8 protein-coding genes are annotated in these 13,396 nt (G+C 68.5%); 2 read left to right on the top strand and 6 right to left on the bottom strand.

Going from position 1 to position 13,396, the window contains the following annotated elements:
- Positions 1-467: 467 nt before the first annotated feature.
- The 4 genes from tsaB to mrcB all read right to left on the bottom strand — a co-directional run bounded on the left by tsaB (position 468) and on the right by mrcB (position 6,773).
- Positions 468-1,181 carry a tRNA (adenosine(37)-N6)-threonylcarbamoyltransferase complex dimerization subunit type 1 TsaB gene (tsaB, locus tag D5301_RS11145; RefSeq protein WP_153855726.1) on the bottom strand — a complete coding sequence of 238 codons (714 nt, stop codon included), beginning with the start codon at positions 1,179-1,181 and terminating at the stop codon, positions 468-470.
- Positions 1,182-1,190: 9 nt separating this feature from the next.
- The gene (locus D5301_RS11140) at positions 1,191-3,239 is read right to left on the bottom strand and encodes an ATP-dependent DNA helicase (protein ID WP_153855725.1); all 2,049 of its coding nucleotides are present in this window, start codon (positions 3,237-3,239) and stop codon (positions 1,191-1,193) included.
- A gap of 559 nt (positions 3,240-3,798) precedes the next feature.
- Positions 3,799-4,320: a hypothetical protein gene (locus tag D5301_RS11135; protein ID WP_180846411.1), complete on the bottom strand. Its 522-nt coding sequence runs from the start codon at positions 4,318-4,320 to the stop codon at positions 3,799-3,801.
- Between the two features lie 11 nt (positions 4,321-4,331).
- Positions 4,332-6,773: a penicillin-binding protein 1B gene (gene mrcB / locus D5301_RS11130; protein WP_110713268.1), complete on the bottom strand. Its 2,442-nt coding sequence runs from the start codon at positions 6,771-6,773 to the stop codon at positions 4,332-4,334.
- A 96-nt stretch (positions 6,774-6,869) separates the two neighbouring features.
- Here mrcB and D5301_RS11125 point away from each other — a divergent pair, with 96 nt between their 5' ends.
- The gene (locus tag D5301_RS11125; RefSeq protein ID WP_153855724.1) at positions 6,870-8,969 is read left to right on the top strand and encodes a glycosyltransferase; all 2,100 of its coding nucleotides are present in this window, start codon (positions 6,870-6,872) and stop codon (positions 8,967-8,969) included.
- Here the strand turns inward: D5301_RS11125 and D5301_RS11120 are convergent.
- Together D5301_RS11120 and D5301_RS11115 are read right to left on the bottom strand one after the other, a co-directional pair.
- The gene (locus D5301_RS11120; protein ID WP_153855723.1) at positions 8,966-10,531 is read right to left on the bottom strand and encodes a hypothetical protein; all 1,566 of its coding nucleotides are present in this window, start codon (positions 10,529-10,531) and stop codon (positions 8,966-8,968) included. The two genes, D5301_RS11125 and D5301_RS11120, sit on opposite strands and share 4 nt — an antisense overlap.
- Positions 10,532-10,561: 30 nt before the next feature.
- Positions 10,562-12,718, bottom strand: coding sequence for a bifunctional (p)ppGpp synthetase/guanosine-3',5'-bis(diphosphate) 3'-pyrophosphohydrolase (locus D5301_RS11115; RefSeq protein ID WP_248858109.1), 2,157 nt, complete (start codon positions 12,716-12,718; stop codon positions 10,562-10,564).
- 130 nt (positions 12,719-12,848) lie between these two features.
- Between D5301_RS11115 and D5301_RS11110 the strand changes: the two genes are divergently transcribed.
- Positions 12,849-13,385, top strand: a complete 537-nt coding sequence (locus tag D5301_RS11110) for a hypothetical protein (protein WP_153855721.1) — start codon at positions 12,849-12,851, stop codon at positions 13,383-13,385.
- Positions 13,386-13,396 lie beyond the last annotated feature (11 nt).

Below are 13,396 nucleotides of genomic sequence, written 5' to 3'. Positions count from 1 at the left end.
CGGCCCGGGACCCGCTGCAAGCCCAAGCAACTGCAACAGCAAGATCAAGAGCTGCGGTTGGGCTTTGGGTTTGGCGGGGCGGTGTGGGCTTGCAGGACACGCCGTAAACCCATCCCTGGGGGCTCGATGGCGCCATCCATGGCGCCAACGGTCCTGCAAGCCCACACCGCCCCACCTTTGACAGATCGCGGCGCATTTTTGCTATTGGTAGGTGTCGACCTTGGTCGACACACATCCACGCCACGCGTGGATGCGAGCGAAGCGACCCGCTTTTGACTTTGATTTTTTTGATTTTCCGTGGCGGACGCACACGGAAACTGTCCGTGGCCGGGCGGGGTGGGTTCGCGGGGGTGTCCGCGGCATGGATGCCGCGGCCAAGCCCCCAGGGATGGGTTCACGGCGTCCCCCGCGAACCCACCCCGCCCGGCCCAGCGCGGCTTGTGCTTTCGCCCCCCGCCACGAGGGGCTCAGCCGTTGGCCTTCGCCTTCGCCTCGCGCGCCGCCTGTTGCTCGACCAGGGTCAGCGCCACGTTGTCACGCAGGTACGCCGGCTCGACCTTCTCCGGTGCGATGGCTTCGCCGCGCGCGAAGGCCGGCACCGCCAGTGCCAGCACGTCCGATGCCCGCGGCAGCGCAGTGGCATCAAAGCCGCGCAGGCCAGCGCCCAACTGCAAAACAAGCGCGCCCTCGGCTGCACCGAAACCGGTACCGACGCCGTAGGCGGACAGCCCTTCCGGCAGCGCCACCGCGGCAGGTGCGCACACACGTTCTGCATCGCGCGCCACCGGCAGGCCGTCCACGCGCTCGAAGCGGGCAACGTAGAGTTCGCCCATCCGCGCATCGATCGCCGACAGGATCTGCGTTTCTTCCGCCGGTGCCCGCAGCGCCAGCACCTGCAGTGTCGAGACCGGCAGCAATGGCCGATCCAGTGCCAGCGCAATGCCTTGGGCAATGGCGATCGCCAGGCGCACGCCGGTGAACGCACCCGGGCCGCGGCTGAGCGCGATACCGTCCAGCTGGCGGCGGCTGATGCCGGCTTCGGCCAGCAGCGCCTCCGCCCACGGCAGGCTCAGTTCGGCGTGCCGACGCGGGGCAATCTCGAAGCGTTCCAGTACCTGTCCGTCGACATGCAGGGCAACGGAACAGGCTTCGGTGGCGGTTTCAAAGGCGAGCAGTTTCATCGGATCGGGTCAGAACAGGGGGAACGTGGCACCGGGCGCCGGCTCGGGACCGGTCGCTACAGCGACCGGGGCAGCCGCATCATCGGCCACGGGCGCCCATTGTGGCGTAAAGAAGGCCTGCACATCGGCCAGGCTGCGGGTACGGCGGAATGGCGGCAGCGAATCGAGGAAGACCCGGCCATACCCCCGATTGAGCAGGCGCGGGTCGCACAGCACCAGCACGCCGCGGTCGCTCTCGCTGCGGATCAGACGGCCGACGCCCTGCTTCAGTGCGATCACCGCCTGCGGCAACTGCTCGTCGCGGAACGGATTGCCGCCCTGGCTGCGGATCGCCTCCAGCCGCGCCTCGTACACCGGGTCATCCGGTGCCGCGAACGGCAGCTTGTCGATCATCACCACGCTCAGTGCTTCGCCGACCACGTCCACACCCTCGCGGAAACTGGCCGAACCGAGCAGCACGCCATTGCCGGATTCACGGAAGCGCTGCAGCAGCGTCGCGCGCGGCGCCTCGCCCTGCACGAACAACGGCCATGGCCCGTCGCGCAGTGCCTCGGCGGCCTCGCGCAGCGCGCGATGCGAAGCGAACAACAGGAAGGCCCTGCCCTGCGAGGCCTGCAGCACGGGTCGCAGGGTCTGGATCAGCGCAGTGCCGAAGCCCCGCGCGGCCGGATCAGGCAGGCCTTCGGGCAGGTAGCACAACGCCTGCTCCGGCCAGTTGAACGGGCTTGGCTGGACCAGCGTGTGGGGGTCGTCCAGGCCCAGGCGCGTGGCGATGTGATCGAAACCGCCACCGACGGTCAGCGTCGCCGAGGTGAAGATCCATGCCGCACGACTGCGTTCGCGGTGCTCGCGCAACGGACCGGACACATCCATCGGCGTGCGCTGGCAGCGGAAACCGCGCGGGGTGAGTTCGTACCAGAGCACATCGGCGGCAGTGGCGGTTTCCGCCGGGTCGGTATCGAAATCGAGGGCAGGTTCGTCATCGCCCAGCCAGCGGCTGAGCCGCGAGACCGCCTCGCGCGCCCGTGCATGGCAGGCATCCAGGCCCGCCGCCGCTTCGCGCAGCGGCTGCAATGCCTGCTCCAGCGTTACCAACCCTGCCATCACCGTATCGAAGCCGTCGCGTACCTGCGGCATCGCCAGTGCGCGCCATTGCGTGCCACGTGGCGGCAGCCCCTCCATCGCCGAACGCAGCGCCAACAACGCCTGCTGCAACTGGTCGACCGGCTCCTGCAACGCCGACTGCGCGCCGCCCACCCCGCGTGCTTCTGCCAGGCAATCGCGCCCGAGCTCCTGCCACGGTCGCATGCCGAAACCCTCGCCGAAGAACTGTGCAGCCAGTTCCGGCAGCTGGTGCGCCTCGTCGATGACGAAGGCCTGCGCGCCCGGCAACAGTTCACCGAAGCCATCCTGCTTCAGTGCCAGGTCGGCCAGCAACAGATGATGGTTGACCACCACCACGTCGGCGGCCTGCGCGCGTTGTCGCGCGCGCACCACGAAGCAATCGTCCCAGAACGGGCAATCGGTGCCCAGGCAATTGTCGACGGTGGAGGTAACCATCGGCAGCAGCGGCGAGTCATCGGCCAGGCCTTCCAGTTCGGCGATGTCACCGAACTCCGAGCGACCGGACCAGGCCAGGATGCGCTGGAACTGCGCCGCCTGTTCGGGGCTGGAAAAACGCGGCTCACCGCGCGCCTGCTGCAGGCGATAGCGGCACAGGTAGTTCGCACGCCCTTTCAGCAGCGCACTGCGCAGGCCGACCCCGAGTGCCTGGCGCACCCGTGGCAGGTCGCGGTGGTAGAGCTGGTCCTGCAGCGCGCGGGTACCGGTGGAGATGATGGTGCGCAACCCGGACAGCAACACCGGCACCAGGTAGGCGAAGGTCTTGCCGGTACCGGTACCGGCCTCGGCCAGCAACAGGTCCCGCTGCTGCAGCGCATCGGCGATGGCTTCGGTCAGGTGCAGCTGGGCTGGACGCGGGACGAAGGCATCCAGATGCGAGGCGAGCGCGCCGCCGTCGCTGAGGGCTTCGCGGCTGGCATGGACAAGGTCGGACATCGGAGGGAAAGGATACCCGGCCGGGCGCTGCCCGGCACCCGTTTCAAGCCGGAGCCAGAGCACCAGCAACGGCAACGGCGGTCATGGCTCTGGGTTGCACCGAGGGCTGGCAGGGGACTGTGGGTTTGCGGGGACGCCGTAAACCCGTCCCTGTGGGCTTGGCCGCGGCATCCATGCCGCGGACACCCCGCAAACCCACAGTCCCCTGCCTTCGACAGTTTCCCGGTGACGGAGGCACGCGCTTCGTAGCGTCGAGCTTGCTCGACTGGGATGTCAAAAGCGGTGGAGGGAACGGGGAAAAACGATGAATTACCGCGAGTGCGCGCAGCGCGCGACCCGCTTTTGATTTTGATTTTGTTCTTGCCTGCGGCCCGCGCGATGTATGGCGGGCCGGGTGGGTGGGGCGTGCAGGACCGTTGGCGCCATGGATGGCGCCATCGAGCCCCCAGGGATGGGTTTACGGCGTGTCCTGCACGCCCCACCCACCCGGCCCATCACCAGTATCCATCAGTGCGAGCGCGCGCCGCAGAGGGGGCAGCGCCCGATGGAGTGGAATACCTCAGTACCGCTTGATCCCCGGCACCGTGCAACCTTCAATCTGCGCATGCGCCGACACCGCATTTTCCTTCTCGCCCCGCGCCAGGCGCGACTGCTCGATCGTCGCCCAGTGCCGGCGGCACAGCGGCCCCGTCTTCGAACCCAGGTCGATCGCCTTGCGTGCGAACGTCTCCGCCTGCGCCCACTGGCCCTGCAGCAGCGCCAGCTCGGCGCGCTCCTGCAGCACCGCCGGGTCACCCGCCACGATCTCCAGCGCATGGTCCAGGCTGCTGGCGGCACCGGCCAGATCGTTGGCCTGGCGCTGCGCCTGCGCGGTCACCCGCAGATCTTCCACCTGCGAATCACGCAGCGGCTGCACCGACAGCTCCTTGTCGTCCGGACCCGCAGCTGCGTTCACGGCGGCCAGACGCTGCGCCGGCGTGGTGGTATCGACCGGCTTGACCACTGGCGGTGCGCTGCTCACGCAGGCGGCCAGGGCCAGACTGAGGCCGGTCAAGGCCAGGGGCTGCAACAGGGATCGCATGTTCATCGACATCATCGGCTCGGAGGAGGAGAGGCTGCGGCAGGTGCCGCGGCAGGTTCGGCAGGCGCTTCCGGCTTGCGGTCCAGTCCGAACCAGCTACGCCAGCCACCGCCTTCGCCTTCGGCACCGCCCTGCCCATCCGGCGACGTCGCCGGTGCGCACGGTGCATACGCCGGAGCGTAGCCGACCACGAACGGGAAGCGGCGGGCACCCGGGCAGCCTTCATCGGTCGTGTTGAGACCGGTGGGTGCCACCGACTGCCAGTCCAGGCCCTTGTTGCTGACCCGCAGCGGGGCACTCGGCAGGCGCTGGAAGATACCCGACCACACCCGCATCGCACCGGTGGCGCCGTACAGGCCGGCCTGCTCGTTCTGGTCGTTGCCGATCCAGATCACCGCCAGATGATCACCGGTATAGCCGGCATACCAGCTGTCACGGCCGTCGTTGGTGGTGCCGGTCTTGCCGGCCGGCTGCAGGCGGCCCAGGCCATCGGCATTCAGTCGCTGCGCGGTACCACTGGCGACCACCTGCTGCAGGCCGACGCTGATCAGGTTGGCGGCGATCGAGTCACCTTCCTGGGCCGGTGCCGGAGTCTTGTCATACCGCTTGAGCAGTTTGCCCTGCGGGTCGAGCACGCCACGCACCGCGTGCAGCGGCTGGATCTCACCGCCGGACGCGAGGAACTGGTACAGCTGCGCCATCGCGTACGGGCTCTGGTCGGTCGAGCCGAGGATCACCGCCGGATTCGCCTCGGCCTTGATGCCGGCCAGCACGTGGATCAGCTGGGTCACGCGTTCGGGGCCGACCTGCATGCCCACGCGCACCGTGGCCTGGTTGTAGGAATGCGCCAGCGCGTCGATCAGGCGCACGGTGCCATGGCTGCGGTTGTCCGCGTTGCCAGGGGTCCAGTTGCGGCCACGGCCGAGCTGGACGGTCACCGGTGAATCGTCGACCCAGCTGGCCAGCGAATAGCGGTCCGGCTGTGCCAGCGCCAGCAGGTACACGAACGGCTTCAGCAGCGAACCGACCGGGCGCTGTGCCTCGATCGCACGGTTGAAACCGACCTCGGACACTTCACGGCTGCCGATCACGGCCAGCACGTCGCCGTTGTGCACGTCGGTCAGCACCATGCCGGCCTGCAGTTCGGGGCGACGCTTGCTTTCCAGCGACTTGATGGTGCGGGTCACCGCACCTTCGGCATAGGCCTGCGCGGACGGCGACATGCCGGTCATCACGCTCAGGCCGGCCCCCTGCAGTGCCGATTCCGGATAATCATGGCCGAGCTGGCGGCGAACCAGATCGACGTAGGCCGGGAAGCGGTTGGCCGCAACCAGGCCGGGGGTCTTGGGCACCCCCAGCGGCGCTTTCAGCGCACGTTGGTACTCGGCGTCGTCGATCAGCGTGGCCTCGTGCAGCTTGCCCAGCACGAAGTTGCGGCGGTCCAGCGCACGTTCCGGGTTGCGCCGCGGATCATAGAAGGACGGGCCTTTGACCAGGCCGATCAGCAGCGCGATCTGCTCGGTTTCCAGCGACGACAGGTCGCGGCCGAACCAGAACTCGGCACCGGAGGACATGCCATGGATCGCCTGGCTGCCGCGCTGGCCCAGGTACACCTGGTTGAGGTAGGCCTCGAAGATGGTGCGCTTGTCGTAGCGCGCTTCCATGATCAGCGCGTAGAGCACTTCGTTGAACTTACGGGTGACCGTCTGTTCCTTGCCGATGCCGAGCAGGCCGCTGCGGGCCAGCTGCTGGGTCAGCGTAGAGGCGCCCTGGCGGCTCTGGCCACCGGAGCGGATGGTCACCCACACCGCACGGGCGATGCCGGACAGGTCGATGCCGTGGTGGCGGTTGAAGTCCTTGTCCTCGACCGCCTGCAGGCCGGTCACCAGCAGGTCCGGCGCCTCATCCATGCGGATCAGGCGGCGTTCTTCCTGCTTCTGCCCGTACAGGGTGGCGATGCGCGCCGGGTCCAGCCGTGCGGCCTTCAGCGCCTTGCGGTTGTCGGCATCACGCAGCGACGCGACCGCACCGTCGGACAACGACAGTTCCAGCCGGCGCGGGGCAACCCGGCCGTCGACATCGTTGTAGCCGCGGCTGGAAATGACGAAACGCCCGCCGTTCACCGCATAGGTGGCTGGCTCCTTGCCCTGGCCGTCATCGCGGTAGGCAGAAGCGGCCAGCTCGGTCTTCAGGGTCGCCGCATCCATTGCCTTGCCGGGCGTGAGCACCAGCGGACGCGCGTACACACGGGTCGGAATCTGCCAGCGCAGTTCACCGAAGCGTTGGGTGACCTGCTGGTTCAGGTACAGCGTATAGGGGATCAGGAAACCCAATCCCAACGCGACCGCAGCCATGCTCCAGGTGATCAGCCGGCGCCGCCACAGCGGGCCGTTGTCCTGCTGGTCGTCGTCGTCGAAATCGTCGATGTCGTCGGAATCGTAGCGTCGGGGCACGGGGATGCGAGAATGTAAGGTCTGGCGAGTCTACCCCAGCCGCTGCGGCTGGCGGATTCTCCCGGGTTCCCCTGCTTAAGCTGGAGTTGCAACCGGATGGCGATGTCCCTGGCCGAGATCCGATACCTGATCAACCGCCTGTCGGGCCTGGCCCGCCGGAGCCTGGCCAGCCTGCGTACCCGTGGGTGGCGGGCGACCTGGCAGCGCATCCGCGTGCACACCCAGCGCGCCGTCCCCGCCCCACGCACGCCGTTGTTCCTGCCACCGGAACAAGCGTTCGCCCCCTTCACGGTGCCGTTCAGTGAAACGCCGGAAGTGAGCATCGTCATCCCGGTCTACAACCACGTCGGCCACACCCTGGCCTGCCTGCGCGCCCTGGCAGCGCACCCGCCGGCGGCGGCCTGCGAGATCCTGGTGGTGGATGACGGCAGCAGTGATACCACCCCGCAGTGGATGCCACAGGTGGCCGGACTGCGCTATGAGGTACGTGAGCGCAATGGCGGCTTCATCGAAGCCTGCAATGACGGCGTCGCACGCGCACGCGGCCGCTTCGTGGTGCTGCTCAACAACGATACGGTGCCGCAGCCGGGCTGGCTGGATGCACTGCTGGACACGTTCGCCAATACCCCCGAGGCCGGGCTGGTCGGCAGCCAACTGCTGTACCCGGATGGCCGACTGCAGGAATCGGGGGGCGTGATCTTCGCCGACGGCAGCGGCTGGAGCTACGGCCGCTTCGAGGCCGCCGACGACCCGCGCTTTGCCAGCCTGCGTGACGTCGACTACTGCTCCGGCGCGGCGCTGATGTTGCCGCGCGCCCTCTGGCAGCAGCTGGGCGGCTTCGATACCCGTTACAAGCCGGCGTACTACGAGGACACCGATCTGGCTTTCCGCGTTCGCGCCCAGGGCCTGCGAGTGCTGGTGCAGCCGGCCAGCCGCGTGGTCCACGATGAAGGCACCAGCAACGGCACCGATACCGGCAGCGGGGTGAAGGCCTACCAGGTGCGCAACCAGGCCATCTTTGCGACCAAGTGGGCGGCCGAGCTGGCCCACCATCCTGCAGTGGGTGCGGTGCCGTCGCCTGCGCTGCTGCAGCGCGGCCGCCGCCAGGTGCTGATCCTCGATGAGGAAGTCCCGAGGCCCGATCGCGATTCCGCCTCGCTGCGCCAGGTCAACCTGATCCGCCTGCTGCTGCAGGGCGGCGCTCACGTGGTGTTCGTCCCCACCCGCCGCGAACACGGCGGCGCTGCCACCGAGGCGCTGCAGCGGATGGGCGTGGAAGTCTGGTACGCGCCGTTCATTGATGGCGTGGCCGGCTGGCTGCGCACGCACGGTGCGCGCTTCGACGTGGCGCTGCTGGTCCGCCATCATGTTGCCCACGAGTGCCTGCCGCTGCTGAAGCGCTATGCCCCGCAGGCACGCACGGTATTCGACACCGTGGACCTGCACTACCTGCGCGAACGCCGCGGTGCCGAAGTCGCCGGCGACACCAGCCTGCTACGGGCCGCCGAGCGCACCCGTACCAGCGAACTGGCGGTGATGGAGCAGTGCGACATCACCGTGCTGGTCAGTGCCGCCGAGCGCGAGCAGCTGCAGGCCGACGCACCCGCCGTGCAGGTGGAACTGATCTCCAACCTGCATGACCTCGCCGGTGCCGGCAAGCCGTTCGAACAGCGCCATGACCTGGTGTTCGTCGGTGGCTTCCGCCATCCGCCGAACCTGGATGCCATGGAGTGGTTCATCGGCGAAGTCTTTGCCGGCATCCGCGCCCGTCTGCCCGAGGTACGCCTGCACTGCATCGGTGCCGCCACGCCGGAATCGCTGCTGGCGTTGGCCGCTCGCCAGCCGGGCGTGCAGATGCATGGCTTCGTCGAGGACATCACGCCTTACATGGACGGTGCCCGCATTTCCATCGCGCCACTGCGCTTCGGCGCCGGCGTGAAGGGCAAGATCAACCTGAGCATGGCCCATGGCCAGCCGGTGGTCGGTACCACCTGCGCCGTGGAAGGGATGCACCTGCACCCGGGCCAGGACGTACTGGTGGCCGATGATGCGGCGGGCTTCGCCGATGCGGTGGTCCGCCTGTACCAGGATCCGCAGCTGTGGCAGCAGTTGTCCGACGCCGGCCTGGCCAACATCGCAGAGCACTTCTCCCTCGACGCTGCCCGCGCGACCGTGCAGCGGGTGTTCTTCACCTAATCCGGGCGACCGCCGGCGCGGCGCAGGCGGTCTTCGAACGCCGGCAGCTCGGCCAGGTCCGGTTGCAGCAACCGGGCCTGTTCGGCAGCGTGTGCGGCAAACGCCAGGTCTCCATTGCCGAGCCGTTCGCTGCCGATCGCCAGCCAGCGCTGGGCCAGGCGCAGGCGTGCCGCGGGAAGTCCAGCCGCGGTCGGCGACAGGGTCTGCCACGCCTGCAGGCAGGCACCGGCCGCCTGCACGCGATTCTGCCGCAGGTTGTCGTCGAAACAACTTCGGCTGGCCGGCAACAGGCGGGCTGCAGCGGCCTTCACCCGTGCATCGCGTGGCGCCAGTGACTGCGCTTCGCGCAACGCGTCGAACGCACTGTGGCCGGGCGGACTGATCCACTGCCCAGCGCGTTCGGCGCGCTCGATCCTGCGCAGGTGGTCGCGCAGTTGGCGCTCGCGCTGCGTGTTGCTGACCGACGGCTGCTGCAGCGCCTTCTGCGCCTGGTGTGCGCGCTGCAGACGCTGTGCGAGCTGCTGTCGTGCGGCCGGCGAGGCGCCCAGTTCTTCCGCCAGCGCTGCATCCGCCTGCGCCGCCTCGAACTGGAAGTCGTCGGCCTGCTTCTGGCTGCGTGCCAGTACGGCCTGCAACGCCTGTTCGCGGCCACGCTGGGCATTGGGATCATCGGCCGCCACCCCAAGAACCGCCAGGAACCCCTTGGCCGCCACGTCCAGCTGCCGCCGCTGCAATGCACGTTGCGCCTGCCTCAGGCGCTGATCGACTGCCCGCGCCAACGCCTCCTGGCTGGCGGGCAGATCGGCGTGGCCGGCATCGAACTGGCGCGCGCGCTGCACGATCGCAGCGGCTTCGGCCAGGTCCCCGCGCCCGGCCAGCGTACGCGCATGCTGCAGCAGATCGCTCAGTGCATCTTCGCGCCCTTCCAGCGCCGGCAGGTTGTCTGGCTGCAGTGCCAGGATGCGCTGGAACAGCGGCAGTGCACTGCTGTCGCCATCGTCGAGCCGCCCGGCAGCGAGGGCATTGCGGGCCAGCGCCAGCAGCGCACCGATGCCCGCCCCGGCACTGCGACGTGCCTGCAACTGGCGGGCGACGGCATCTGCATCGCCTTGCGGCACCTGCAGTTCGCGGGCCAGTGCCAGCGCCTGCGCACTGCCGTCGAGATCATTGCTCTCAAGTTTGTCGCGGGCCTGCTGCAGGGCGGCGGCGGCCGTTCGTGCCAGGCCTTCACGGGCCTGCGGACGGTCGCCATCCAATGCCAGCACGGCCTGGTAACGTTCGCGTGCGCCACTGCCGTCGGCCGCGCTCAGTCGGCCGCTGGCAAGCGCACGATCGCCCTCGACCAGCAGCTGTTCGATCTGCGGTTCATCCCAGAACCAGTCAGCCAACGGCTTGCGCAGCAGCACCAGCAGCACGAACACCGCCAGCGCTGCGACCAGCGCCCAGCGCCACACCCGGCGCGCGTGGCGGGCCTGCAGCCACCACCAACGGCCTTCGCGGCGGACGCGGTCCAGCGCAGGATGTTCAGCGCCATGCGGGCGATGCGGAGGCTCGCGTTCCATGCGTGCAGGGTAGCCGGGGCAGCGTGAAGCTCAGCCGAGGCGACGCGCCTCGCTCACGCCGGGCAGCGCATCCAGCTTGCCCAGCAGGGTCGACAGCTGGCCGTAGTCGCTCACCTTCAGGCGCAGGCGCAGATGGGCACGGCCACTGTTGCGCACGTTGTCACTGTGGATGTCGAGCACGTAGGCGTCTTCCTGGGCGATCAGGTTGGTGATGTCCTTCAGCAGCCAGCGGCGGTCGACTGCAGTGACCACCACGTCCACCTCGTAGCCACCGCCGGCCTGGCCCCACTCCACCGGCAGGATGCGCTGCGGGCTGGTGGCTGCCAGCCGGGCCAGCGCAGCACAGTCTGCACGATGTACGGTGACACCCCGGCTACGGGTCAGGTAGCCGACGATCGGTTCGCCGGCCACCGGCTGGCAGCAACGCGCCAGCTGTACCAGCAGGTTGCCCACGCCCTGCACGGTGAACTTGGACTTGCCCAGGTTCTCGCGGCGCGCGGTCGGGCGTGGCAGGCTCGGCGCAGGTGCCGGCTGGCTGGCCGCACGCTCCGCCTCCAGCAGGGTACGGCTGACCTGGTTCGGGCCGGTATCACCCAGCGCCACCTGGATGTAGAGATCGTCGACGCTGTCGGCATGGAACTTCTTCGCCGCCACCGACAGGTCCGAATGCTGCAGGCCGAGCCGCTTCAGTTCGCGCTCAAGCAGTTCGCGGCCGGCCTGCACGTTGCGCGCGCGATCCAGCTTGTGGAACCAGCTGCGCACCTTTTCGCGCGAGCGGTTGCTGGCCAGGAAGCCGTTGGCCGGCATCAGCCAGTCGCGACGCGGGTCGGCCTCCTTGCCGGTCAGGATCTCGACGCGGTCGCCGCTGCGCAGGCGGTAGGTCAGCGGCACGATACGGCCATTGACCTTCGCACCACGGCAACGGTGGCCCACCATCGTGTGCACCTGGTAGGCGAAATCGAGCGGCGTGGCCCCCTGCGGCAGGTCCAGCACCTCGTCCTTCGGGCTCAGCGCATAGACCCGGTCCTCGGTCAGTTCGGCATCGAGCGCCCCGGCCAGTTCATTGCCCTGCCCATCCTGCGCCTGCTCCAGCAGTTGGCGCATCCAGGTGATCTTGCGGTCGAAGGACTTTTCCGCGCCCTTGCCGCCTTCCTTGTACTTCCAGTGCGCGGCCACGCCCAGCTCGGCCTGCGAATGCATCTCGTGGGTACGGATCTGCACTTCGATGGTGCGGCCTTCCGGACCGACCACGGCGGTATGCAGCGAGCGATAGTCGTTGGCCTTGGGCCGGGCGATGTAATCGTCGAACTCGCTCGGCACCGGCGCCCACAGCGCATGCACCACGCCCAGCGCGGCATAGCAGGCGGCGACATCATCGACCATCACCCGCACCGCGCGGATGTCGTACAGCTGGTCGAACGCCAGCCGCTTCTTCTGCATCTTCCGCCAGATGCTGTAGATGTGCTTCGGGCGGCCACTGACCTCGGCCTTGATGCCCTGCGCGACCAGTTCGCGCGACAGCACCTTCTTGACGTTCTCGACGTAGCGCTCGCGGGCGATGCGGGTTTCGTCGACCTCGCGGGCGATGCGCCGATAGGTCTCCGGCTCCAGGTGGCGGAACGCCAGGTCCTCCAGCTCCCATTTCAGCTGCCAGATGCCCAATCGATTGGCCAGCGGTGCATGGATGTCACGGGTCAGCTGCGCCAGCGCGCGACGCTGCTCATCGTCCAGCTTGTCGGCCGCGCGCATGCGCGCCAGCTGCCGCGCCAGCAGGATGGGCACCACGCGCAGGTCACGGATGATCGCCAGCAGCAGGCGGCGCAGGCCCTCGCTGTTGCGCCCTGCCTCACGTCCGGCATGCAGTGCCCAGACCGGGTCGGCCGCATCCTGGCCATCCAGCAGGCCGATCACTGCGGCCTTGTGGTTGCCCAGCGGCAGTTGCTCCAGGCTGGCGCGCAGGCCGGGCAGATCGAACAGCAGGGCCGCGACCACCGCGCCTTCGTCGGCCGAGAGCATCGCCAGTGCGTCGAGGGTGTCGCCCAGCACCGACCAGCTGGCGCGCATCTGATGGTCGCAGTCCGGCGCTTCCCAGTGCCCGCGCAGGGCCTGGCGCAGCGGAGCAGGCAGCACGGCTGCCGAGGGGCGGTTCAACAAGGCATCCAGGCCGGGGACGGAAGCGCGGTTCACAGCATCGAGCAGGCAAGACAGAGGCCCCTACACTAGCGCCGGCGCCGTTCAGGGACAATCACCGCGGCCACCATCACCCGGCATGAAGACATGCCGCTACACTCGCGGGCAAACCCAGGAGAGTCCCGACATGTCCTCGATCGTCCCGCGTTTCCGTCTACGGCTGCTGGCCTGTGCCGCACTGTTGCTGTCCCTGTCGGCGCCTGCGCTGGCCCAGCGCGTGGTGGAGGGTGACCTGCAGCAGCAGATGTCACCGGCCGAGTTCAAGGCGGCCGGCCTGGACAAGCTCAACGCGCAGGAACTGGCCACGCTGAACCGCTGGCTGCAGGGCAAGGTCGAAGCGGCCACCACCCAGGCGGTTGCGGCCGTACGGGAAACGGCGCGCGAGGAAGGCCGTCAGGAAGTGATCGTGAAGAACCGCGGCTTCTTCGATTTCGGCAGCAGCGAACCGATCACCGGTGTGCTGCAGGGCGAGTTCCGCGGCTTCGGCAAGGGCCGCATCTACGTGCTGGACAACGGCCAGGAATGGGAGCAGACCGACACGTCCACGACCCCTGGGGTGCGCAAGCAGTCGCCAAACGTCAGTATCAAGCCCGGAATGCTCGGTGTCTGGTACATGAAGATCGAAGGCGTGAACGTACAACCGAAGGTACGCCGTACCAAGTAACGGATTGCCTG

The organism is Stenotrophomonas sp. MH181796, from assembly GCF_009659995.1.
Lineage (GTDB): Bacteria > Pseudomonadota > Gammaproteobacteria > Xanthomonadales > Xanthomonadaceae > Stenotrophomonas > Stenotrophomonas riyadhensis.
Note: the sequence above shows the minus strand (reverse complement) of the source record. Positions and strands in the feature narration are given on the sequence as shown.